The 24,810-nt window shown below is 32.8% G+C and carries 24 protein-coding genes; 13 read left to right on the top strand and 11 right to left on the bottom strand.

The features are described 5' to 3' along the window. Positions 1 to 40: 40 nt before the first annotated feature. From EV144_RS18520 to EV144_RS18495, 6 genes are all read right to left on the bottom strand, one after another. Positions 41 to 1,087, bottom strand: coding sequence for an endonuclease/exonuclease/phosphatase family protein (locus EV144_RS18520; RefSeq protein ID WP_166670603.1), 1,047 nt, complete (start codon positions 1,085 to 1,087; stop codon positions 41 to 43). Positions 1,088 to 1,105: 18 nt separating this feature from the next. Beyond that, positions 1,106 to 1,966 carry a rhomboid family protein gene (locus tag EV144_RS18515; protein ID WP_134150639.1) on the bottom strand — a complete coding sequence of 287 codons (861 nt, stop codon included), beginning with the start codon at positions 1,964 to 1,966 and terminating at the stop codon, positions 1,106 to 1,108. Positions 1,967 to 2,008: 42 nt separating this feature from the next. Further along, positions 2,009 to 2,758: a rhomboid family intramembrane serine protease gene (locus tag EV144_RS18510; RefSeq protein WP_134150638.1), complete on the bottom strand. Its 750-nt coding sequence runs from the start codon at positions 2,756 to 2,758 to the stop codon at positions 2,009 to 2,011. Continuing rightward, positions 2,755 to 4,659, bottom strand: a complete 1,905-nt coding sequence (gene mutL / locus EV144_RS18505) for a DNA mismatch repair endonuclease MutL (RefSeq protein WP_134150637.1) — start codon at positions 4,657 to 4,659, stop codon at positions 2,755 to 2,757. Before mutL ends, EV144_RS18510 begins: the two co-directional genes overlap by 4 nt. A 165-nt stretch (positions 4,660 to 4,824) precedes the next feature. After that, positions 4,825 to 5,397, bottom strand: a complete 573-nt coding sequence (gene ribH / locus EV144_RS18500; RefSeq protein ID WP_134150636.1) for a 6,7-dimethyl-8-ribityllumazine synthase — start codon at positions 5,395 to 5,397, stop codon at positions 4,825 to 4,827. Positions 5,398 to 5,488: 91 nt separating this feature from the next. Beyond that, positions 5,489 to 6,268 (bottom strand): tetratricopeptide repeat protein, encoded by a 780-nt coding sequence (locus tag EV144_RS18495; RefSeq protein WP_134150635.1) that lies wholly within the window; start codon positions 6,266 to 6,268, stop codon positions 5,489 to 5,491. 242 nt (positions 6,269 to 6,510) lie between these two features. Between EV144_RS18495 and recF the strand changes: the two genes are divergently transcribed. From recF to EV144_RS18480, 3 genes are all read left to right on the top strand, one after another. Beyond that, entirely contained in the window at positions 6,511 to 7,590 is a 1,080-nt protein-coding gene (gene recF, locus EV144_RS18490; RefSeq protein WP_134150634.1) for a DNA replication/repair protein RecF, read from the top strand. Positions 7,591 to 7,735: 145 nt separating this feature from the next. Then, a complete protein-coding gene (locus EV144_RS18485) occupies positions 7,736 to 8,413 on the top strand; it encodes a DUF2461 domain-containing protein (RefSeq protein WP_134150633.1) in 678 nt (225 codons plus the stop codon). Between the two features lie 124 nt (positions 8,414 to 8,537). Further along, complete coding sequence (locus EV144_RS18480) at positions 8,538 to 9,587, top strand: glycosyltransferase (protein WP_134150632.1); 1,050 nt, start codon at positions 8,538 to 8,540, stop codon at positions 9,585 to 9,587. A 191-nt stretch (positions 9,588 to 9,778) separates the two neighbouring features. On the opposite strand, the gene EV144_RS18475 is transcribed toward EV144_RS18480, so the two are convergent. Continuing rightward, positions 9,779 to 10,513, bottom strand: coding sequence for a hypothetical protein (locus EV144_RS18475; RefSeq protein ID WP_134150631.1), 735 nt, complete (start codon positions 10,511 to 10,513; stop codon positions 9,779 to 9,781). 181 nt (positions 10,514 to 10,694) lie between these two features. Here EV144_RS18475 and murB point away from each other — a divergent pair, with 181 nt between their 5' ends. From murB to EV144_RS18445, 6 genes are all read left to right on the top strand, one after another. Further along, the gene (gene murB, locus EV144_RS18470) at positions 10,695 to 11,708 is read left to right on the top strand and encodes a UDP-N-acetylmuramate dehydrogenase (protein ID WP_134150630.1); all 1,014 of its coding nucleotides are present in this window, start codon (positions 10,695 to 10,697) and stop codon (positions 11,706 to 11,708) included. Positions 11,709 to 11,781: 73 nt separating this feature from the next. After that, positions 11,782 to 12,396 (top strand): FMN-binding negative transcriptional regulator, encoded by a 615-nt coding sequence (locus tag EV144_RS18465; RefSeq protein WP_134150629.1) that lies wholly within the window; start codon positions 11,782 to 11,784, stop codon positions 12,394 to 12,396. Between the two features lie 85 nt (positions 12,397 to 12,481). After that, positions 12,482 to 13,588, top strand: coding sequence for a glycosyltransferase (locus tag EV144_RS18460; protein ID WP_134150628.1), 1,107 nt, complete (start codon positions 12,482 to 12,484; stop codon positions 13,586 to 13,588). Next, on the top strand, positions 13,579 to 14,130 hold the full coding sequence (locus EV144_RS18455) for an RNA polymerase sigma factor (RefSeq protein WP_134150627.1): 552 nt from the start codon (positions 13,579 to 13,581) through the stop codon (positions 14,128 to 14,130). Before EV144_RS18460 ends, EV144_RS18455 begins: the two co-directional genes overlap by 10 nt. Positions 14,131 to 14,288: 158 nt before the next feature. Further along, complete coding sequence (locus EV144_RS18450) at positions 14,289 to 15,113, top strand: energy transducer TonB (protein WP_134150626.1); 825 nt, start codon at positions 14,289 to 14,291, stop codon at positions 15,111 to 15,113. Positions 15,114 to 15,356: 243 nt separating this feature from the next. Beyond that, on the top strand, positions 15,357 to 15,737 hold the full coding sequence (locus EV144_RS18445) for a PH domain-containing protein (protein WP_134150625.1): 381 nt from the start codon (positions 15,357 to 15,359) through the stop codon (positions 15,735 to 15,737). 61 nt (positions 15,738 to 15,798) lie between these two features. Here EV144_RS18445 and EV144_RS18440 read toward each other — a convergent pair whose 3' ends face one another. Continuing rightward, positions 15,799 to 16,668: a M48 family metalloprotease gene (locus tag EV144_RS18440; protein WP_134150624.1), complete on the bottom strand. Its 870-nt coding sequence runs from the start codon at positions 16,666 to 16,668 to the stop codon at positions 15,799 to 15,801. Positions 16,669 to 16,870: 202 nt separating this feature from the next. Continuing rightward, the gene (locus EV144_RS18435; protein WP_134150623.1) at positions 16,871 to 17,728 is read right to left on the bottom strand and encodes a M48 family metalloprotease; all 858 of its coding nucleotides are present in this window, start codon (positions 17,726 to 17,728) and stop codon (positions 16,871 to 16,873) included. Positions 17,729 to 18,021: 293 nt separating this feature from the next. Between EV144_RS18435 and lipA the strand changes: the two genes are divergently transcribed. The 3 genes from lipA to EV144_RS18420 all read left to right on the top strand — a co-directional run bounded on the left by lipA (position 18,022) and on the right by EV144_RS18420 (position 22,143). Next, positions 18,022 to 18,888, top strand: a complete 867-nt coding sequence (gene lipA / locus EV144_RS18430; protein ID WP_134150622.1) for a lipoyl synthase — start codon at positions 18,022 to 18,024, stop codon at positions 18,886 to 18,888. Positions 18,889 to 18,951: 63 nt separating this feature from the next. Further along, a complete protein-coding gene (gap, locus tag EV144_RS18425) occupies positions 18,952 to 19,950 on the top strand; it encodes a type I glyceraldehyde-3-phosphate dehydrogenase (protein ID WP_134150621.1) in 999 nt (332 codons plus the stop codon). 21 nt (positions 19,951 to 19,971) lie between these two features. Then, positions 19,972 to 22,143 carry an ATP-binding protein gene (locus EV144_RS18420; protein ID WP_134150620.1) on the top strand — a complete coding sequence of 724 codons (2,172 nt, stop codon included), beginning with the start codon at positions 19,972 to 19,974 and terminating at the stop codon, positions 22,141 to 22,143. Between the two features lie 32 nt (positions 22,144 to 22,175). On the opposite strand, the gene lpxK is transcribed toward EV144_RS18420, so the two are convergent. Beyond that, complete coding sequence (gene lpxK / locus EV144_RS18415; RefSeq protein ID WP_134150619.1) at positions 22,176 to 23,189, bottom strand: tetraacyldisaccharide 4'-kinase; 1,014 nt, start codon at positions 23,187 to 23,189, stop codon at positions 22,176 to 22,178. Positions 23,190 to 23,291: 102 nt separating this feature from the next. Then, positions 23,292 to 23,531 (bottom strand): DUF2683 family protein, encoded by a 240-nt coding sequence (locus EV144_RS18410; protein ID WP_134150618.1) that lies wholly within the window; start codon positions 23,529 to 23,531, stop codon positions 23,292 to 23,294. A 183-nt stretch (positions 23,532 to 23,714) separates the two neighbouring features. Between EV144_RS18410 and EV144_RS18405 the strand changes: the two genes are divergently transcribed. Further along, the gene (locus EV144_RS18405; protein WP_134150617.1) at positions 23,715 to 24,809 is read left to right on the top strand and encodes a Nif3-like dinuclear metal center hexameric protein; all 1,095 of its coding nucleotides are present in this window, start codon (positions 23,715 to 23,717) and stop codon (positions 24,807 to 24,809) included. Position 24,810: the final 1 nt, after the last annotated feature.

Here is a 24,810-nt window from a genome sequence, read left to right as displayed (position 1 = left end):
TTGGAACTTGCAATTTTAAAAATTGGAATTTCTTATTACATTATTCTATCGAAAGTCTTGTCATTATTGGATAATGATCGGAATTTTCAAAATCAGAAAAGCTTTTAAATTCCTTTACTTTCATTTTGCTGTCAGCAAAGATATAATCGATTCTGGCTGGGTAATAACGAAATTTATAGGTAGCACCAAATCCTTCTCCGGCTTCTTCAAAAGTATCTTTGAGTTTTCCTTTTATACTTCTGTAAACATAAGAAAACGGACTATTATTCATATCACCGCAAATAATAATAGGACTTTTGCATTGTTTGATATTCTCTTTAAATATCTCTGCCTGCTCCTGTTGTTGTCTAAATCCTTTACTGATTCGGGTGTAAATAAGCTGTGATTTTCGTTGGTTTACATTGTCAATATCATCAGATATTTCATTTACGTCAGGAGAAATCTTGATAGACTGCAAATGCATATTGTACACACGAATAACATCTTTACCACGCTTTATATCGGCATAGATTACATTATTATCTGATTTCGGAAAAATAATATTCCCTTGATAGAGAATAGGAAATTTTGAAAAAATAGCCTGTCCGGTTTTAATCTGTTTTCCATCAATAAAAATATAACGGTGCGGGTATACTTTTAAGTCTATATGAGCAGAATTAGAATATTCCTGAATACATAGAATATCAGGATTTTGTTCGTCTATAAAAGTTTTTATGTTGGATGGAATATCGTCTCTGTCCAGCCATTTAAATACATTAAAAAGACGTACATTATAACTCATTACAGAGAAATCTTTTTCGTCTTGCACATATTCTTTTCCAGCGATTTTATAAAATTTACTGATAAAGGTAATTCCTGTAAGCAAAACCAAACCAGACAAAATAAGACGTTTTTTAAACTGAATTGCCCAATAGAGAAAGAACAGACCATTTAACACAAAAAATGCCGGCATAAACAACGTAAGCACCGATAAAAGTGGAAAGCTTTTAGGTGCGAGAAATGGTAAAATATAGATACTAAAGGTTAATACAGTAAGTACTATATTCAAAAAGAACATTATCTTATTAAACCACGAAAGGTTTTTCATGCTATTTTGCTAAAAGGATTATTTTCCAGCTTTAAATAAAAACTCTTTTTCTTCTTTTGTTAGACAGTCATAACCAGATTTACTGATTTTGTCTAAAATTTCATCAATCTGTTGCTGCGTTTTGTCTTTTGTAACAATTCTTGATGTTGTTTTTTGCGTAGGTTTTTGATAATTCTTATGAACTTTTGTGAATGGGGTCGTTGGGGATTTTTTGAATAAATTTACAAAGAAGTCAATTATTCTGGAAATTATTATACTCAAATCTGTTCCGTTAAGAAGCAATTTAATATAAACAAAACCAAAGAAAGCGCCTGCTAAATGCGAGATATGTCCGCCACTATTAGACAAACGAAACTGCATTAGGTCTAAAACCAAAATAACAGCCGTAATATGCCAAAGTTTTACATTGCCCAGAAACATTAAACGAACAGTCATTAAAGGCTGATAAGTCGTTGCAGCGACCAAAATAGCCATAATAGCTGCCGATGCACCAACAATTGGAGCAGAAATATTTAGAAAATAAAAACTTAGCGCAAAAATAACTCCTGCAAAAATGGCACTTAATATATAAAGTCCTAAAAATTGCTTCTGAGTGAAATAGGTTAAAAACAAAGTGCTGGCAAAATTTAAAACCATCATATTAAAAAACAAATGCAGAAATCCATCATGAAAAAATGCATAGGTTAAAAACGTCCACGGTTTAAATAAAAAAACCTGAGGATCTGATGATAAAGCCAGCCAGTCTGGAAAATTAAAATTTCCATCAGAAAAATTATAGAATACTAATGATATTAAAAAACAAGCAATGTTCCAGTAAATAACACGCATTGCAGTACCACCTAATTTATATTGCAGTTTTAAATCATCAAGAATATTCATAAAAGCTTTTTTTGTTTTATAATTTGATCTTAAAATTAAAAATTAATTCCAACGGTTGTTATTAAATTGATTTTTTTTCCAATATAACATCATTAAAAAACCTGTGATTGCACCGCCAATATGCGCGAAATGGGCGATACCAGTTCCGCCGCTTCCAAAAATTGAACCTCCTTTAAATCCTAAAAATAAATCAACTGCCAAAATTCCAGGAACGAAATACTTTGCTTTTATTGGAATTGGAATAAACATTAAAGCCAATTCTGCATTTGGAAACATAAATGCAAAAGCGGTTAATAAACCATAAATAGCGCCAGATGCACCAACTACTGTTCCTGTATAAGCATCTATAAAAGCATTAAATTTTGAAACTGTAACTAAATCCTGCCATCTTGTATCGATTCTTCCTTCTGCTAAAAGTTTTAAGATATCTGCTTTTTGAAAACCATTTGCTGTTAAAACATTCATTGTATCCTGAAAAGAATAATAGTTTACAGCCGTATGTAATAATGCCGATCCTAAACCACAGGAAATGTAAAAAAATAAAAACTTTTTACCTCCCCAAAAATGTTCTAAAGCAGAACCAAAGGAAACCATTGCAATCATATTAAAAGCGATGTGCATAATTCCTCCATGCATAAACATATGTGTTAGTGGCTGCCAAATTCCAAAATTTGAATTTTCTGGAAAAAACATAGCCAGGTAATCATAAGAAACCGGAACGAGCTGCGAACCAATAAAAAAGATGATATTAATAATCAGTAATTGTTTTACTACGGGAGTCATATTCATCATAAGGCAAACTTTTTATCTATATCTTCAACACGCATGGTGATGAAAGTAGGTTTTTGAAAAGGTGAAATATTTGGATCTTTACAAGCAAACAATCCGTTTACTAAATTGTCTTGTTCTTTTTCGGTTAAATAAGATCCTGTTTTAACCGCTAAACTTTTTGCCATCGATTTTGCAATGGTATCGTTCTGACTGTAACTGCTCGCTGGAATTCCGTCTTGCAGATCCGTCAATAATTGTTCTATTACAAGAGAAACTTCGCTTTCTGTGATATTAACCGGAATTCCGGAAATCACGATATGATCGGTCTGTGCTTCTTCAAAAACAAAACCTGTTGTTTCTAAAGATGCTTTCAGCTCTTCGATTAATTCCATTTCGCCTGACGAATAAAATAAATTCAGCGGAAATAACAATTGCTGACTCGAAGCCTGATTTACGGTCATATTCAGCAAAAATTGCTCGTACAGAATACGCTGGTGCGCACGCTGCTGATCTACGATTACCATTCCTGATTTTATAGGTGAAACAATATATTTTTTATGAATTTGATAGGTTTTCTGAATCGCTTGTTCTACCTCATCATCATTAAATAACGAAGATGTTACTTCTTCATTTTCAAAGGTAAAAGGAGAACTTTCGATAGTATCAGTTTCTAAACCAACATATAAACTTTCCCAAGTTGCTGTTGGTTCGACTCTTTTAGAATATCCAGAATACGAAGATGAACCCGATCCTGAACCAGAACTGCTTCCAGAACCAGAACTTGCTTTAGAATAATGCTGATTTGTTTTATCATCTGTAAATGGATTAAAAGTTCCATCAACTTGAATTGTAGGTGTTTCTGCTTCCAGATCTTTATAATGATATGGTGTGTCTAAATTGGCATCGCGGTCAAAATCTAAAACCGGTGCTACATTAAACTGACCTAAACTATGTTTTATAGAAGCTCTTAAAATGGCATACAAAGCTTGTTCATCATCAAACTTAATTTCTGTTTTCGTCGGATGAATGTTAATATCTATTGTATTTGGCGGTACTTGCAGGTACAGAAAATAACTCGGCTGACTGCCATCTTTAAGAAGTCCGTCGTATGCAGCCATAACAGCATGATGCAGATAACCGCTTTTTATGAAACGATCGTTTACAAAAAAGAACTGCTCTCCCCTGTTTTTCTTAGCAAATTCGGGTTTACAGACAAATCCCTGTACATTTATAATCTCGGTATCTTCGTTTACAGGAACCAATTTTTCATTGGTTTTACCAGACATAATTCCAACAATTCGCTGACGATATCCGGCTGCAGGCAAATTGTACATTTCACTGCCGTTATGATAAAATGTGAAATGAATATTTGGATGCGCCAAAGCCACTCGCTGAAACTCATCCATAACATGGCGAAATTCGACTGTATCAGATTTTAAAAAGTTACGACGGGCCGGAATATTAAAAAATAAGTTTTTGACTGCAAATGATGTTCCTTTTGGTAAAACAGCTACTTCTTGCGAAACAAACTTACTTCCTTCGATTATAATATGGGTGCCAAGTTCTTCCTGATCTTGTTTGGTTTTCATTTCCATGTGAGCAATCGCGGCAATAGATGCCAAAGCTTCTCCACGAAAACCTTTTGTATGCAGTGAAAACAAATCTTCTGCCTGACGAATTTTGGATGTTGCATGACGCTCAAAGCACAAACGCGCATCAGTCACACTCATTCCTAAACCATTATCAATTACTTGAACTAATGATTTTCCGGCATCTTTAATTATCAATTTAATATCGGTAGCTTTTGCATCCACGGCATTTTCCAACAATTCTTTTACAACTGAAGCAGGTCTTTGCACCACTTCTCCAGCAGCAATTTGGTTGGCAACGTGATCCGGAAGTAATTGAATAATACTCGACATTAAGAAAAAATAGTTTAAAGTTTAAGGTTTAAAGTTTTCAAACCAAGAAGCACAAATTTAGTAAATTTTGTCTGTCTTTTAGAGCAGGACCAATCATAAAAAAAACAAAAAACCTATACTATTTTTACACAGTATAGGTTTTAGTATTTTTAAAACGATTGTGTTTTATTCATTCTCAATTTTTATTGGAGTTTCTTCTATCTGAATCGCTCCTGAAGCTAATAAAGGCTGATTAAAAGGATGCGACATAGAAGCCTGCTGACGAATGTATGCCATTTTTATAGCTGCAATTGCTGCTTCAGTTCCTTTGTTTCCGTGAATACCGCCGCTTCTGTCTATAGACTGCTGCATATTATTATCTGTTAAAACACAAAAAATAACCGGAATATCAGTTTGAACATTTAAGTCTTTAATCCCCTGAGTTACTCCTTCGCATACAAAATCGAAATGCTTTGTCTGTCCCTGGATTACACATCCAATTACAATAACTGCATCTACATTTTGAGTCTGAAGCATTTTCTTTGCGCCATAAATAAGCTCAAAGCTTCCGGGAACATTCCAACGGATAATTTGCTGTACAGGAACATCACAATCAACTAAAGCTTCAAAAGCTCCATTGTAAAGTCCTTCAGTTATAGTTTCATTCCACTCAGAAACAACAATCCCAAATCGAAAGTCTTTCGCATTTGGGATCGTGTTTTTATCGTATTCTGATAAGTTTTTATTTTCAGTAGCCATCTGTAGTATTTTAGATTTATATTTAGTCCCGAAGTTTCGGGATAGATTCTTAATTACAAATCTACAATCTTAAATCTAAAGTCTAAAATTTTTATTGCGCTAATCCTATTAATACATCTACAGAAGCAGCTTCTGGAGTTGCATCAAAATTTTCTTTGATATCTGTTAAATATTTTAAAGCATCTTCTTTTTGCCCTAAAGCTAAAGCAGTTTTTCCAGCTTTTAATAAGAAACGAGGCGTAGTAAAATCGTTTTTGTTTGATTCAGCAGCTTTTACATAATACTCTAAAGCTTCTTTTTGTTGGTTCTTTTGAGAATAAGCATCTCCGATTGCACCTTTAGCAAGAGCGCTTAAGATCATATCTTCAGATTTAAAGTTACCTAAGTACTTAATAGCGTCATCAAATTTACCTGTATTTAAGTATGCGATACCAGCATAATAGTTTGCTAAGTTTCCAGCGTCTGTTCCAGAATATTCGTCAGCAATTTTTACAAATCCGAATTTACCTTCAGAACCGTTTAATGCTAATTTATATAATGAATCGCTTGCTACACCGTCTGTTGCTTTTTGAAAGTTTTGTTGTGCAACAAACATTTCGTTAGCAGCCTCATCTTGTTTAGGAGCTTCAATAAATTTTTGGTAAGCCAAATATCCAATTGTAGCAACTGCAATACCAGCAACTAAACCAATAATGATTTTTTGATTTTTAGCCACCCAGTCCTCAGTTCTTGAAGCAGTTTCGTCTAGTTTAGAAAAAACACCAGCAGTTGTACTGTCTTTTTCGTCAATAATTACCTGTTGTTCTTCATTAACTTCTTTAACTTCCTTCTCCTTTGGTGTCTTATATCCTCTTTTATTGTAAGTTGCCATTTAAAAATAATTTAGTGAACGGCAAAAATAAAATTTTTATTGAAATTGACACCAAAAAAATCAATTTTATCACTATTTTAAAAGAAATAATTTTCATTATCGTAACTTCTTCCCTTTCAGCTATAAAATAATTCATCTTCGAGCAGCTTAAAAGCCTTTTATATCAATATTTTTCAATAATTTGCACCCTCTAATTTTCACTGTTCAAAGACAGTAAATTTTATACTTACAGCTTCCTAAAAATGCATTTAAACAAAATTTCTTTATTCAATTATAAAAATTTCTCCGAAGCAAGTTTTGATTTTGATCTCAAGATCAATTGTTTTGTCGGCAAAAACGGAATTGGCAAGACTAATGTGCTCGATGCAATATATCATTTGGCATACGGAAAAAGCTATTTTAATCCGCTGGCGGTTCAAAATATTAAACACGGAGAAGAGTTTTTTGTTATTGATGCAGAATTAGAAAAAAACGACAGAACGGAACAGATTGTCTGCAGTTTAAAAAAAGGGCAGAAAAAAGTATTAAAAAGAAACGGCAAAGCGTACGATAAATTTTCTGATCACATCGGTTTTATTCCGCTTGTGATTATCTCGCCTGCCGACCGCGATTTAATTGTGGAAGGAAGCGAAACGCGTCGTAAATTTATGGACAGTGTGATTTCGCAGTTAGACAGTACTTATCTGCATCAGCTTATTCAATATCAAAAAATAATTGTGCAACGAAATGCGCTTCTTAAATATTTCGCCTTAAATCATACTTTTGATAATGACACCTTATCTATATATAATGAGCAGCTGAATGTAATTGGTCAATCGATTTTTGAGAAACGCAAAGAATTTCTAGAACAGTTTATACCTATATTTAATATCCATCATCAGGCCATAACGGGTTCTGAAGAAACGGTGCAATTGGTTTACGAAAGTCATTTGTTTGAAAAAGATTTATTGACACTTTTGCAGGAAAACATTAATAAGGATCGCGCGCTGCATTATACGAGTGTTGGCATTCATAAAGATGATTTGTCTTTTGAAATTGATTCGCATCCAATAAAGAAATTTGGTTCGCAAGGCCAGCAGAAATCTTTTCTGATTGCTTTGAAATTGGCTCAGTTTGAATTTCTAAAGAAACAAAGCGGTGTAAAACCATTATTACTTTTTGATGATATTTTTGATAAATTAGACGAAACGCGTGTTTCTAAAATTATCGAAATGGTAAACAGCGAAACTTTCGGTCAGCTTTTTATTTCTGACACGCATCCCGAACGAACTGAAGCGATCGTAAAATCTACACATCAGAGTTATAAGATATTTAATTTATAAGTTTTTACCACTGTGAAATTTGTGGCAAAAAATTAGCAACAAAAATTCAAAAATAATTAGCGGCAATTCGTGTAATTCGTGGCAAACATTAAAATCATTAAATTAGCCAAAACAAAAAATTAAAAATAACTGCAATATAAAAGATATGCTTACAAAAGAATCATTGCAATTTTTAGACGATTTAAAAGCCAACAATAATAGAGATTGGTTTCAGGATAATAAAAAACGATACGAGATTTTCAAAAAAGATTATCATCAATTGGTAAGTGATTTTCTGGATGCGATGAAACCACTTGACCCTTCATTAGAATTACTGGAAGTTAAAAACTGTACTTTTAGAATTAATCGTGATATTCGGTTTTCTAAAGATAAATCTCCTTATAAATCACATCTTGGTGTTTGGCTTTCGGCTGGTGCAAAAGGTGCAAATCGCGCTGGCTATTATGTACATATTGAAAAAGGTGCGAGTTTTATTGCTGGCGGATTTTGGGCGCCAGATGCAGATGAATTAAAAAAAGTACGTAAGGAAATTGCTTTTTTTCACGATGATCTGGAAAATATTCTGGCTGATAAAGACTTCAAAAAAGAATTTAAAAGTTTAGATGTAAACGAAACTAATTCGCTTAAAAATCCGCCAAGAGGTTATGAAAAAGATCATCCGGCAATTGAATTTTTAAAATTGAAAAGCTTTACTGTGAGTCAAAAATACGATATTAAAGAAGTGACGCAAAAAGATTTTGTTGCCAAAATAAGTCAGAAATTAATCACTTTAAAACCTCTGAACGAATTTATAAATCGCGCTTTAGAAACTGAAGAATTTTAATTTTATTTTTTTTTGCCACGAATTACACAAATTTTCACTAATTATTATGTGCAATTCTGGGTAAAACTTTTAAAATTAAGTCGTGAAAATTCGTGAAATTCGTGGCAAAAAATAATCCCCATAAATGAAAAGAAAAATACTTTTTCTTGGCGAGTCTTATCGCGCAGACGCTATTACCTGGATGAAAGGCCTTAAGGAATTTGGTGATTTTGAAATTATCACATGGGAACTTCAAACTCCAAACAGCCGTCGTTTTAAACGTATTAACGAATATCTTTTTTCTCCTATTGCCATTCGAAAAATCGTTCGACAAGAAAAACCGGATATGGTAATTGCCGAAAGAACGACGAGTTATGGTTTTCTAGCTGCATTATCTGGTGCTAAAACTATTGCGGTTGCACAACAAGGACGAACTGATTTATGGCCGGAAGGTTCTATACTATTACCATTTAAGAAATTCATTCAGAAATATGCTTTCAAAAAAGCGCATTTAATTCATGCTTGGGGACCGGTAATGACGATTTCGATGAAAGCAATCGGAGTTGATATGAACAAGGTTTTGGTTTTGCCGAAAGGTATTGATTTATCTCTTTTTACTTCTTCAACTTCAAATGCAACAAGAATTGAAGCTATTGTAACACGCTCTTTACAGCCGGAATATAGACATGATATTATTTTAAAAGCTTTTTCGATTTTACATCAAAAAGGAATAGATTTTTCATTGACAATTGTTGGCGATGGAACTCGTTTGAATTCTTTGAAAGATTTAGCTAAAGATTTACAAATCGAAGATAAAGTAATTTTTACCGGAAGAATCCCAAATACTGAACTTCCTAAATTATTACAACAATCTAATATTTACATCAGTATGCCTACAACCGAAGGAGTTTCGGCTTCTTTGTTTGAAGCGATGGCTTGCAATTGTTACCCAATTGTTTCTGATATTCCAGGAAATCAAAGCTGGATTAAGCACCGAGAAAATGGTCAATTAATAGAAGTTGATAATATCGAAATACTGGCAGAAGAATTAATTTGGTCTTTTGAAAATTTGGAATCTCGCAATCTGGCGATTATTGAGAATAGAAAATTTGTTGAAGAAAATGCTAATTATGATATTAATATGAAGGTTATTGCGGATAAGTATCATGAATTGCTTGATTTCAGGAACATTTAATTTCACGTTGCTTAACGAACCTCAATCAAAATATAGCCCAAAGTTTCAACCTTGGGGACACAATAATAAAGTGTTAAACGAATTCATCACAACACGCATCCCAAGATTGAAACCTTGGGCTATGTTTTCTAATTTTATTTCCTTCCCATTTTGTTGGATTATATAATTCTTTAACATGAGCTATAAAAAACTCAACTTCTATTTTTTGGGTAAGCCAAAGAAACCTTTTTATCATAAGGATTGTAAATAACATAGTGAAACTCTTCGTTTTTACGTAAAATATAAAATTCACCATCGCCTCTTCTTCTCGAAAAAACAACTTTACAATTAGACAAATCAACCTCTTTATTAAGATTGACACAATCATTTATAATTTCCTCTGGATTATTTCCATTTGAATTTTTCCATACATAATCATACTTTTTCCAGTCTTTGTAGAAGGTATCGACCATTTCTGTGTACAACATTTTATCTTTATCATCCTGCAAAACACCATTACTAGGAATTAACCGAATGGAATCTCCTTCTTTATAAATATAAAAAACGCCTAAGTCTTTAACATATTCTTCTTTATGTGATCTTTGCATTCCGCAATAAAAGCCAACAAAACGAACATCTTCTACAATGATACGTATATGATCATTGTCATCTAATGCGTATGTTCCCGAAGTAAAAACAGTACAGCCATTAGGACACTGAATTGGTTCATTACTTAAAAATGTACCATCTAATTTAAATGTTAAGCGACGTCCATAATTAGGTTCTTTTTCTTTTGACAAAGAATATTCTTTGACATTTGTATATCCAATTATATCTTTTGTTTTCCATTTTCCGACGATATCAGCCTGAGCAAAAGAAATTATCGAGAAAAAAATATTTAGAATTAAAAAAAAGACAGTTTTATAATTACTTACTGATTTTGACATAATTACACAATTAACTATTTCAAACATACAAAATTAATTATTAGATTTAATTGCCTAGTTCTCAAAGATTTTACGCAATGAACACAAAGCTTAGTGAACTTTGCGCAAACTTTGCATCTTTGCGGTTAAATCAAAAATTATAATCCTTACTTTTGAACTCATATTAAAAAGCCTTTTATTTATGGAAATTCAATCTAATTTCTCTTTAAAAAAATACAACACTTTTGGTATTGAAGCCAAAGCAAAACAATTTGTTGCCGTTCATTCTACAGTAGAATTAAAAACAGTTCTTCAAGAAAACAAAAACGAGAAAAAATTCATTTTGGGAGGCGGAAGCAATATGCTTTTAACACAAGATATTAACGCTTTGGTTATTCATATAGATTTAAAGGGCAAAAAAATCATTAAAGAAGACGAAAATTTTGTTTGGGTAGAAAGCCAAGCTGGAGAAACGTGGCACGACTTTGTTCTTTATACCATTGAAAATAATTTTGGCGGATTAGAAAATATGTCACTTATTCCGGGAAATGTCGGTACAACTCCCGTGCAGAATATTGGCGCTTACGGAACTGAGATTAAAGATACTTTTGTTTCTTGTGAAGCCATGAATATTGAATCTCAGGAAATGAGAACTTTCAATAACGTTCAATGTAATTTTGGTTACCGTGAAAGTATTTTTAAACACGAAGTAAAAGATCAATATATTATTACTTCGGTAGTTTTTAAACTTACCAAACGCAATCATAAAATAAACACTTCTTACGGAGATATTTTGGCTGAATTGGCAAAAAACAACGTTTCTGAGCCAAGTCTTAAAGATGTAAGTAATGCCGTAATTGCTATTAGACAAAGTAAATTGCCAGACCCAAAAGAACTTGGAAATAGTGGCAGTTTCTTTAAAAATCCGATTCTATTGAAATCTGATTTTGAAAAAATTCATCAGAAATTTCCAGAAATGAAGTTTTATGAAGTTTCTGAAACTGAAGTAAAAGTTCCTGCGGGATGGTTAATCGAACAAGCGGGTTTTAAAGGAAAACGTTTTGGCGACGCCGGAGTTCATAAAAATCAGGCTTTGGTTTTGGTGAATTATGGAAACGCAACCGGACAGGAAATTTTAGCAGTTTCGCGGGATGTGCAGAAAACTGTTTTCGAAAAATTCGGTATTCATATAGAAGCAGAAGTTAATGTGATTTAAAACACAAATTTCACGAATTAGCACAAATTTAATTCGGGTAAATTTGTGAAATTCGCATCAAAAGAACAAGAAAATGTACACTCCAGAAATATACAAAAATGAAGATCCGGAATCTATAAGAACTTTTCTAAAAGAAAATAGTTTCGGAATTTTGATTAATCAGACGAATGGAAAATTAACTGCAACTCATATTCCGATTGAGCTTGAAGTGAATGCAGACGGGAAAGAAATTTTGCAGGGACACATCTCAAAGCTGAATCCGCAGGCAGAAGGTTTTGCAGAAAACGATCAGGTTTTGGCTGTTTTTACAGGACCGCATGCTTACATTTCTTCGTCTTGGTACGATCATGAAAATGTTCCAACATGGAATTATATAGCCGTACATGTTTACGGACGTATCAAAATTGTTGATGAAACTGCTGCAATCGAACAGTTGAAAAAGCTCGTTGATAAATACGAAGCAGGTTCAGAAAATCCTGTTCGCGTAGAAAATTTATCAGCAAAAACAATGCGTGAAGCGAGAGGAATCTTTGGTTTTGAAATTGAAATTGACGAAATTCAGGCAACTAAAAAGCTTTCACAAAACAGGGATGCTCTTAATTATAAAAACATAATTACAGAATTGGAAAAAACCGAAAATGCTCAGTCTATTGCTGTTGCAAAAGAAATGTCTAAATGCCCAAAGTAAATGGTTTTTAAACATTGAAAATTAGGAATTCATAATTACATTTGCACTCGTGGATTAAGAGATTAATATTCATTAAATAAAACAGATGCTTATATATATATTTTACTCTTTTATTGTTGTCGTTGCTATACAACTTTTTTATTATCTGGGAATTTTTGGAAAATTTGCTTTTGGCAAGTCACAAAACATTGCATCAAAAAATCTTCCGGTTTCTGTAATTGTATGCGCTAAAAATGAAGAAGAGAATGTAAAAAAATACATTCCGCTTTTGGCACAACAAGATTATCCAGATTTTGAAATTGTATTAATTGATGATGCTTCAAGCGACGAAACTCTGGAAGTTTTTGAAGAATTTGAAAAAGAATATTCAAATATTCGTTTAGTAAAGGTAGAAAATAATGAAGCTTTCTGGGGCAATAAAAAATATGCTTTAACTCTAGGGATCAAAGCTTCAAAGAAAGAATATCTATTATTTACAGATGCAGATTGTTTTCCAAACTCAAAAGACTGGATAACAGCAATGACATCACAATTTACAAACGAGAAAACTATTGTTTTGGGTTACGGCGGTTACGAAAAAAGAGAACGTTCTTTTTTAAACAAGATTATTCGTTTTGAAACGATCCTAACAGCTGTTCAATATTTTTCATGGGCAAAATTAGGCGCTCCATATATGGGTGTCGGAAGAAATTTAGCCTATAAAAGAGACGAGTTTTTTAATGTAAACGGTTTTATTGATCATATTCAGGTTCGTTCCGGCGATGATGATTTATTTATAAATCAAGCCGCTACTAAAGAAAATACTACGATTGCGTATGCACCTGAAAGTTTTACCTATTCTAAGCCTAAAGAATCTTACAAAGCTTGGTTTACCCAAAAAAGAAGACATGTTTCTACGGCAGAATATTATAAGTTTTTTGATAAAATTCAATTAGCACTTTTCTTCTGTTCACAATTATTTTTCTTTTTATTAGTTATTATTTTACTGGCTTTTCAATTTCAATGGATTGCTGTATTGGCAATTTTAGCGACTCGCTATACCGTTGCCTGGACAGTAATAGGATGTTCTGCCGGAAAATTAAAAGAAAATGACCTTAAAGCTTGGTTTCCTTTTGTAGAAATCGCGCTTATATTCACACAAATTAATATCTTTATAACTAATATCTTTTCAAAACCTGTATATTGGAAATAAATTCTAAAATAGAAAAAGCAAAAAAAGGCGATCAGATCGCCTTTACTTTTTTATTAGATTATTACTGGAATGAAGTATACGGCTTCATGCTAAAACGTACTGAAAACGAAACTACTGCCGAAGATATCACAATCGAAACTTTCTCTAAAGCTTTCGACAAGATTACCTCTTACAATCCCGAATTTCAATTTAACACCTGGTTGATTTCTATTGCAAAAAATGTTTACATTGATTTATTGCGCAAGAAGAAAACAAATCTTTTTATAGAAATCACAGACTCCGAAGACCAACAGGCGTACAATATTGCCGACACTACTCCATCTGCAGAAGATGCATTAATTAAAGAGCAGAACCTCTCTCGTCTGCTTTTATGCATCAAAGAATTAAAGCCGCACTATCAGGAAGTAATTCAACTGCGCTACTTTCAGGAAATGACTTATCAGGAAATTGCACTCAAGATAAATGAGCCTTTAAGCAATGTAAAAGTAAAATTACTTCGAGCTAAAAAATTATTAGCAGAAATCATCGAACGTAATAGATAATTCACTATCTTTAGGTAAAGAATAAAATATTACAGCATTTATTCTTAAAAAACCGAATATTCCACACACTAAAACTGCAACTTTCACGTTGTTAGCTAAACCCAAAACCGTACCCGCTTATGATTTAAAGTTACTTAACCTTAAAACACCCAGAAATTATGTCTAAATTAAGCATTTACGAAACCAAGTGGACCGATCTTGTCTTCGAAAACAAAAACAAAGAGTACGGTGCGTATCAATTACGCCAGGAGAATTCAAAAACAACTGTTACAGCATTATTTCTAGGCTTGCTATTTTTTGCCTCTATAGGAAGTATATCTGTAATAATTAATCATTTTAGAACTCAAGAGATTATAGATCCTCAGCCTATTATCCCAGAAGTTCTTACTGTCACAAAAATACATCCTCAGGTAGTAAAACCAGAAGATCCTAAACCGATTGCTCCACCACAGCAAGCAGCTGCTACAGCACCTGTCTCTGCCCAATTGGTGCATCCTATTTTAGTATCTCCAGATCAAGCACTTCCAGAAGTTGCAACAAATGTGAATAACACTGTTCCTGTTGACAATACTTCTGCTGGAACTGGTACTGTTACAAATGTATTACCATCTAGTGGCGGTGGCGGTGAATCTGGCACTGCAGTTGCTCCTACTACTGTAGATCCTCTACCAGTTGGAGCATTAGATAAACTTCCTGAGTTTCCAGGAGGAATTGCGAAATTCTACACTTATGTAAGTAGAAATTTTGTTACTCCCGAAATGGATACAGAAAGAATATTTAAAGTATATGTTTCTTTTGTAGTAGAAAAAGACGGATCAATAACAGATATTATAGCTAGAAACGATCCTGGTTACGGAATCGGAAAAGAAGCTGTTAGAGTTTTAAAATCATTAAAAACAAAATGGGCTCCGGGAATGTTAGACGGTAAAGCAGTTAGAACTGCATACAATCTCCCGATTACAATAAAAACACAACCAGAATAAATAACAAGAAAGCAGCACTTAGGTGCTGCTTTTTTTTTGACTTTTTTTTGCCACGAATTCCACTAATTTCCGCTAATTTTTTATTCTTAAAAAAGTAAAATTAATTCGTGAAAATTAGTGGAATTCGTGGCAAAAAAATATCTCACTCAATACATTATTTGGAAATTCGGCTGAAGAAAAGTTAATAAAATCAACTACTTTTACATCATAATAAATACAAACAGTTTAATCAAATTTAAAATAATGGGAATATTTTCAGCTATTCTTGGTAACGCCGGTACAGTTAGTCAAGAAGATTTACTTAAAAAATACGGACAACTTTTAACTGACAATGAAGAAATTGAAATGGGTTTTAAATTAATCCGTGATACGTTTATCTTCACAAACAAAAGATTAATCTTAGTTGATGTTCAGGGAATAACAGGAAGCAAAACAGAATACAAATCTATTGCTTACAAAAGCATTACTCGTTTTAGTGTAGAAACAGCAGGAACTTTTGATCTTGATGCCGAATTGAAAATCTGGGTTTCAAGCGAATTACAGCCAAGTATCGTAAAACAATTTAACAAATCTGTAAATGTTTACGATGTACAAAAAGTTTTGGCACATCACGTTTTAGGTTAGTTTTAAAATAAAAAAAACCGACAAGTTTTTAAATTTGTCGGTTTTAATTTTTTATAGAAAACTATTTTTTCTTTTTAACTGTCGTTGCTTTTTTGGCAGGTGTCGCTTTCTTAACTACGGGTACAGTATTATCGATTTTTTGCTGCACATAAACTTTATACACTCCATCTTTTTCTGCTCTTGCTTTTGCATCATCTGCTCTTTTTTTAGAATCCGGATGCGAACTCATCATTTGATCAATAAATGAAGATTCTGTTCCTTCACTCATTTTTGCTAGTATTCTAAATGCAGATTCCTCGGCATTTATATTATATCCATTTTTCTTTAGGAAATTGTACGAATACAAATCAGCTTCAGATTCTTGTTTACGACTATGTTTACTATCGATCAAAGCACTTCCGATTTTACCTAACTGACTGTCTGTTACAGCTGTAATTTTTGCAGACTGCGAAGAAACACCGTCAATTAAAGCTTCTTTTTGATAAGCCGCGCGCATCGCATCTCTTGAATCATTATTTGCAACGTGTCCAATTTCATGCCCAATAACTGCCAATAACTCGTTATCGTCCATGATATCCATTAAACCAGAATACACACGCACACTTCCATCTGCAGTTGCAAACGCATTTACTTCTTTCAGTTTATAAACTTTAAAATTTAATGTAAATCCTTCTCCTGAAGTATGTTTTCCAAAAACTCGGTTTAATCTCAAGGTGTAACCATCGTTTGGACCTGCTACTACATTGGATGAATCTAATTTACGAACAGCTTCTTTTGATAAAGCTGCCGCGTCGGCATTACTTAGGGTAAAACCAGCAACTCCTTTTTGAAGAGCTCCCATCGCTTTATCTCCTAAATTGATTTGCGCATTCATTTTAGTAAAACTCAATGCAGCAAATAAGAGTCCTCCTATTATAATTTTCTTTTTCATATTTTTTATAATTACAATTTGACAACAAATGTAGCACAACAAAATGCCATTTCATTTAACATAAAGTTTGTTTTTTCAACAATTAAAGATATAAATTTTAAGCGAGTTTTATAACGGCCTGTAACTATTATTCTCACAAGACGAAAACAAAAAAACCAGCAAGTTCTGTAGAATTTGCCGGTTTAGGTTTTTTATGTAAAAATTACTTCTTTTTTGTTGCTGCCTTTTTAGTTGTTGTTTTTGCAGCTACAGGTGCAGTATTTACAATTTTTTGCTGTACATAAGCTTTATACAAGCCATCTTTTGTTGCTTTTTTCTTAGCTTCATCTGCTCTTTTTCCAGAATCTGGATGCGAACTCATCATCTTAGTCATAAAAGATGCCTCTGCTCCTTCGCTTAAATTTTGCAGAATTCTAAAAGCAGATTCTACTGCATTAACATCATAGCCATTTTTTTTCATAAAATTATACGAGAAAGAATCTGCCTCAGATTCTTGTTTTCTGCTGTGTTTACTATCGATCATTGCACTTCCTAATTGTCCTAATTGAGATTTTGAGATAGTCTCAATTTTTCCTGATTGTGATGACGCGGCATCTAATAAGGCTTCTTTTTTATAAGCAGCTTTGATTGCATCTCTTGTGTCATGATTAACAACGTGGCCGATTTCATGTCCGATAACAGCAAGCAATTCATTATCATCCATAATATCCATTAAACCAGCAAACACACGAACACTTCCGTCTGCGCATGCAAAAGCATTAATATCTTTTACCAGATAAACTTTATAATTTAAAGTAACTCCTTCACTAGAAGTGTGTTTACCAAACAAACGCTCTAACCGAATTGTATAACCGTCCTTTGGTCCGGCAACAGGATTATTGGCATCCAATTCATCAATTGATTGTTTAGCCAAAGCTGCGGCATCTGCATCACTAAAGGTAAATCCTGATACACCTTTTCCTAAAGCTCCCATAGCTTTATCTGAAAGTATTTGCGCATTCATTTTAGTAAAACCAAAAGTCGCAAGCAGAATTCCAAATACAATAAATCTCTTTTTCATGTTTAAACTAATTAATTAACAACAAAATTAGTACAGCATTAATTTTACATTCACTCAATGAGCCAAATTAGTAACAGATTAGGGTGAAATTTGAAATTTGAAAAAAGTAGATGAACGGTCAAAATCTTAGCCAAGAAGTCAAAAAGACAACTTTAAAAGCCGCTTAAAACCAAATTATTAACGTTTGAACCTCAGAATCTTAAATAACAGTAAAACTGACATATTAAACGAAAAGCAAATTAAGGCCTCTAAATAAACTACATTCCTTATCTTTGTACTTTGAATATTTATATATGGAAACAGTCGTTGAAAATATACCAGCTGGAAAACCTAAATGGTTAAAGGTTAAACTTCCAATTGGACAAAAATACACTGAACTTCGCGGTTTGGTAGACAAATACAGCTTAAATACTATTTGTACTTCTGGAAGCTGCCCTAATATGGGTGAATGCTGGGGAGAAGGAACAGCAACTTTTATGATTCTTGGTAACGTTTGTACGCGTTCTTGTGGTTTTTGCGGTGTAAAAACCGGAAGACCAGAAACGGTAGATTGGGATGAACCAGAAAAAGTGGCGCGTTCTATAAAAATCATGAACATTAAACATGCCGTAATTACGAGTGTTGACAGAGATGATTTAAAAGATGGCGGTTCTATCATTTGGATTGAAACTGTAAAAGCAATTCGAAGAATGAACCCAAATACTACTTTGGAAACATTAATTCCTGATTTTCAAGGAATCGAAAGAAATATAGATCGTATTGTTGAGGCAAATCCGGAAGTGGTTTCTCATAATGTTGAAACTGTTCGCCGTTTGACTCGTGAGGTTCGTATACAAGCTAAATACGATCGTAGTTTAGAAGTTTTGCGTTATTTAAAAGAAAAAGGAATCAACAGAACTAAATCTGGTATTATGTTAGGTTTAGGTGAAACTGAAGAAGAAGTTTTTCAAACTATGACCGACCTTCGCAATGCAAATGTTGATGTTGTAACTATTGGCCAGTACCTACAGCCAAGTAAAAAACATTTGCCGGTAAAGGAATTTATCACCCCAGATCAATTTGCCAAATATGAAAAATTTGGTTTAGAACTAGGATTCCGCCATGTAGAAAGCGGACCGTTAGTTCGTTCTTCATACAAAGCACAAAAACATATTTTATAAAAAGTTGAATCGTTTAATTGTACAACCGATTAAACGATTGAACGGTTAAACGCATAACCAGCATTGAAAACAAGAATTGCCATTAATGGTTTTGGAAGAATTGGAAGAAATTTATTTCGATTACTTTTAAACCATCCTGAAATCGAAGTCGTTGCAATAAACGATATTGCAGATAACCAAACCATGTCTCATTTAATAAAATATGACAGTATTCATGGTGTTTTGCCTTTTAAAGTAGGCTACGATGAAGAAGGGATTATTGTTGATGGAAAACATATTTTATTTTTTCATGAAAAAAGTATTTCCAATTTAGACTGGAAAAGTCATAATATAGATTTTGTTGTAGAATCAACAGGAAAATACAAAACACACGAAGAGTTAAATGCCCATATCGAAGCTGGAGCCAAAAAAGTAATACTTTCTGCTCCTTCTGAAGTTGATACGATAAAAACAGTAGTTTTAGGAGTAAATGAAAATATTCTGGACGGAACGGAAGATATTGTTTCTAATGCAAGTTGTACAACAAATAACGCTGCGCCGATGATCAAAATCATCGAAGATTTATGCGGAATTGAGCAAGCTTACATTACAACAATACATTCTTACACTACAGACCAAAGTCTTCACGACCACCCACATAAGGATTTACGCAGGGCGAGAGGCGCAAGTCAGTCAATTGTTCCAACAACTACAGGTGCAGCTAAGGCATTAACAAAAATTTTTCCTAAATTGCATAATAAAATTGGAGGATGCGGCATAAGAGTTCCGGTTCCTGATGGTTCATTGACAGATATTACCTTCAATGTAAAACGTGCAGTTAGTATTGAAGAAATTAATAAAGCATTTGAAGAAGCCTCAAAAACAAACCTAAAAGGAATATTAGATTATACCGAAGACCCGATTGTCTCGGTTGATATAATTGGTAACACGCACTCGTGTTTGTTTGATGCACAGCTAACTTCTGTTATCGATAAAATGGTAAAAGTAGTAGGCTGGTACGACAACGAAATTGGCTATTCATCAAGATTGATAGATTTAATTTTACTGATAAGGAAAAAATAAGGTTCATTGTAAAAACATTACATGAAATACTATCTTTTTATTGCCGTTTGTTTTTTTAATTCATTTTTGTACTCTCAAACCCAAAAGAGTACAGACAGTATTTCCTATTACAATAGACTGGCAAATAATAATCTCGATACAAAAAAGTACAACGAGGCTATTTTTTACACTAAAAAATCAATTCGTTTTTGCGAAACCAATCACAAATCCGAGAATCTGGCCAATCAGACATTTAAACTCGGGAAAATCTTTTATAATCAGCATAAATATGAAGAAGCACTAAAAAACTTTCACAAAAGTGTTTCTTTATTCGACAGTATACAACCAACCTGTACCACAGTCCTTGCATTACATTATATAGGCGTAACCAATACCGCAAAAGGCAACGACAAAACTGCTAATATTTATTACGACAAAGCCCAGAAGCTTCTTAAAAAACTCAACATTGTTGATCATGCAGCCGTCTTAGATTACCAAAAAGCAATGGCGGTAAAGGCAAATCAAAAATTACCTTTGGCTGCGACTTATTTCCGGAAAATAACCAAGAAACCTGACAATCCTTCTATTTTAAAAACCAAAACCGATTCTTATTATCAGCTTGGTTTAATAGAAACACAGCTTAAGCGAAACGACTCAGCAAAAATATATTTTGACAATGCCTTGGATTACAGTGATAAAATCAATAATCTGCCGCAAAAATCAAAAATCATTCTGGCCATTAGTCAATATTATAAGCAAAACAGAAACTTCGATCTTGCCTATTCTTATTTAGATGAACATTATCAAATTGAAAATTATCTTTTAAAATTAAAAAATGCAAAAGTTGATCTTAATGAATTTGAAAAATTCAAAAAAAATCAATCTATAAATAATACGCTTAAACGCGAAAGTGAACAAAAAATCCAATTAAAAACATATCGTTATTCTAAATTGGTAAGTATTTTGGCTATTGCTTTAATTTCTATTTTATCCCTTTTAAGTTTAGCTTTATATAAAAATAATATTATTCGAAATCAGAATAATTTACTTTTAAGAGAAAAAAATAAAGAACTTATTCTGGCTAAAAACAAAGCCGAAACAGCATCAAAAGCCAGATCAGAATTTTTATCGACTGTGAGCCATGAGCTCCGGACACCGCTAAATGCTATTAACGGAATTACGCATTTACTTCTCGAAGACAATCCTAAGAAAAAGCAATTAAAATATCTGGAGTCTTTAAAATTTTCTGGCAATTACCTCACTACTTTTATTAATGAAATTCTTGAAATTAATAAAATAGATTCGACTAAAGTTGAAGTAGAAAACATTAGTTTTAATCTTAAACAATTGCTATTCAACATCCAAAGTTCTCTCAAAGAATTGGCAACGGCAAACAAAAATTATTTCAATCTTGATATAGACAAAGCAATTCCAGATAATTTGATGGGAGATCCTACCAAATTATCTCAGATTATATTAAATCTAATTAATAACGCTCTAAAGTTTACGCAGAACGGAAATGTAAATGTTATTGCAAAATTGTATGCCGAAGAGGATGAAACTGCTACTATTTACTTTGAAATAATTGATACTGGAATTGGTATTCCCGAAGATAAACTTCAAACCGTTTTTGAAAGTTTTTCTCAGGGATCTATTGAAGTAAACAGAAAATATGGCGGCACAGGTTTAGGTTTGACTATTGTCAAGAAATTAATTGAACTTTTGGGCGGCGAAATAAAACTAAAAAGCGAAGTTGGTAAGGGTTCTACTTTTACCTTTAAATTAAATTTTAAAATTAACAAAGAACCATTGGAAATAGTTGAAGAGGTAAAACCATATAATGACAAGCAATTGAAACATAAATCGATTTTATTGATTGAAGACAACAAAATCAATCAAATGATTACTCGAAAAATGCTTGAAAACAAAGCTATTACCTGTGATATTTTGGACAATGGCGAGGACGCTGTCGACTTATTAAAAATCAAACGTTTTGATATGATTTTAATGGATGTTCATCTTCCGGGAATCAACGGGACAACAGCTACAAAACTAATTCGGGAATTTGATAAATCAACTCCAATTATTGCGCTTACTGCTATTTCGCTTGACGAAAACAGAGATATGCTGATCTCTTTCGGAATGGATGATGTAATAACTAAACCATTTGTTCCAGACGATTTCTACAGCACTATTGCTAAGTTTTTTGATTAACTAAGTTACTAAGGTTCTGAGAAGCAAAGGCTCTAAGACTTTTTTACGTATTCTAAAATGCTCACATCAAAATTTTGTTTGTTATTGATGAATGTGTTTTTTATTGGCAAATAATACAAATTTGAAAGCGTCTCAGAATTCATCAAACGAACATAATCTTTTTCTGTTGTGATGATTTTTCTGTTTTGAGCTTTATTTTGAATCGTTTCTAAATCTGTATTAGAAAAATGATGATGGTCTGGAAAAGTCAAACATTCGTCATTTTCATTTTTTAAATAATCAAAAAATGGAGTTGGTTTTGCAATTCCAGCCAAAAGCAATTTTGATTCTTCCTTTATTTCATTAACGGCAATTTTCTCTTCTTTGCCATAAACCGCATCATCATAATCTATAAAAGTAAAAAAGACTTGCTGCGCACATTTCACATTTAATTTTGCATAAATTTCTTCTTGCTTTTCAATCGATAAATCTTTCGGACATTTGGTAACAATTACAATATTTGCTCTGCTGGCTCCGCTCCTGCTTTCGCGAAGATTTCCGGTTGGAAGCATAAAATCATCTGCATACAAATCATCAAAAGCAGTTAGCAAAATATAAAAACCTGCTTTTACTTTTCGGTGCTGATACGCATCATCAAGCAAAATAATATCCGGTTTATTGGTTTGAGAAAGTAATTGTGTTATTCCGTTTGTACGATTTGCATCAACGGCTACCTGAATATTTGGGAATTTTTGAAAAAACTGAAATGGTTCATCTCCCAAAATCGCAGCATTGGCATTAGAATCAGCCAAAACAAAACCTTCTGATTGGCGTTTGTAACCACGGCTTAAAGTCGCAACTTTATATTTATCAGATAATAATCGAATTAAACATTCTATTTGTGGTGTTTTTCCTGTTCCTCCAACGCTTAGATTTCCGACAGCAATAACGGGAATATCAAATGAAGTTGATTTTAGAATTCCTTTATCAAAAAGAAAATTCCGGATTGAAGTAATAAGGCCGTATAAAATGGCGAATGGAAAAAGAATGTATCGGAGTAATTTCATAAAGTTTATTTATCAGAATAATGTCCCATTGCAGAAACGACATATACTGTTACGACATTTTCCAGATTTATGATGGCTTTTAAATCTTTACGTGCAGTATAATCAAATACTTGCCCATATATCTTCTGGATTTAATCTTGTAGTTTTACCTTCTTTAATATTTTTTTCTGCTTTTTTGACTTTTTCAATAAATTCAGGACTATAGGCAGTTCTTTCTTCATTAAACTGATTGTAATCATCTTCACCAATTTCAATACCTTCAACTCCTTTAAAAAAAGCTTCAAACATAGCCATAAATGCCTTTCCGGTTTTGGTACGTTCGTTAATTTTTATTGTAGTCACGACTTTTAATTTAGAATTACAAATATACAAAAATCATACTATTGATATGAACAATTCATATTGAGCACGGTTTTATTTCAGCTTAGATGACTTATTCAAATATAATATTTTTCGTTACTTTGTTTTATCAATTTGTTTCAGTGTGTCAAGAAAACTTGAAACCTGAAACTTGAAACAAACAAAATGAAAATAAAAGAAATAATTACGGTTCTCGAAGAAATGGCTCCTTTGGCTTACGCCGAAGATTTTGATAATGTTGGACTTTTAGTAGGCGATTCTAATGCTGAAAGCACCGGAGTTTTAGTTTGTCATGATGCTTTAGAAAACGTAATTGAAGAAGCGATTTCAAAAAAATGCAATTTGGTAGTTTGTTTTCATCCGATATTATTTTCAGGAATTAAAAAGATTACAGGCAAAAATTATGTAGAACGTGCAATCTTAAAAGCGATTAAAAATGACATTGCTATTTATGCTGTTCATACTGCGCTTGATAATCATTCGCAAGGCGTAAACAAAATTTTCTGTGATGCTTTGGGATTAACAAATACTAAAGTTTTGATTCCTAAAAACAACTTCATTAAAAAATTAATCACTTATACAGTTCCTGATAATGCCGACAAAGTTAGAAATGCTTTGTTTGAAGCCGGAGCTGGAACAATTGGCAATTATGACAACTGCAGTTTTAATTCTAACGGAATTGGAACTTATAAAGGAAATGAAAACAGCGATCCGGTAATTGGAAAACGTCATGAACTTACTGAAACCAATGAAATAAAAATCGAAGTTACGTTTGAAAAACATTTACAGTCTAAGATTTTAAAAGCGCTTTTTGCTAATCATATTTACGAAGAAGTAGCTTATGAGATTTACGATTTACAAAACGCACACCAAAATATTGGTTTGGGAATGATTGGTGAATTTGAAAATGAAATGGATGAAAAAGATTTTCTGCTTTTTGTAAGAGATAAAATGGTCGCCGACGGAATTCGATACTCTGATTTTCTTGGAAAAAAAATAAAGAAAGTTGCCGTTTTGGGAGGCTCTGGAAGTTTTGCTATAAAAAACGCAATTATGGCTGGAGCCGATGCTTTTTTGACTGCAGATTTGAAGTATCATCAGTTTTATGAGGCTGAAAACAAGCTGCTTTTGGCCGATATTGGTCATTTTGAGAGCGAACGCTATACAAAAAACTATATTGTTGATTATCTTCGAAAAAAAATCCTTAATTTTGCCATCATTTTATCAGAAGAAAATACAAATCCAGTTAAGTACTTATAGA

The organism is Flavobacterium sp. 270 (genome assembly GCF_004368785.1).
In the GTDB taxonomy this organism is placed as follows: domain Bacteria; phylum Bacteroidota; class Bacteroidia; order Flavobacteriales; family Flavobacteriaceae; genus Flavobacterium.
This window is presented reverse-complemented; position numbering and strand designations above follow the sequence as displayed.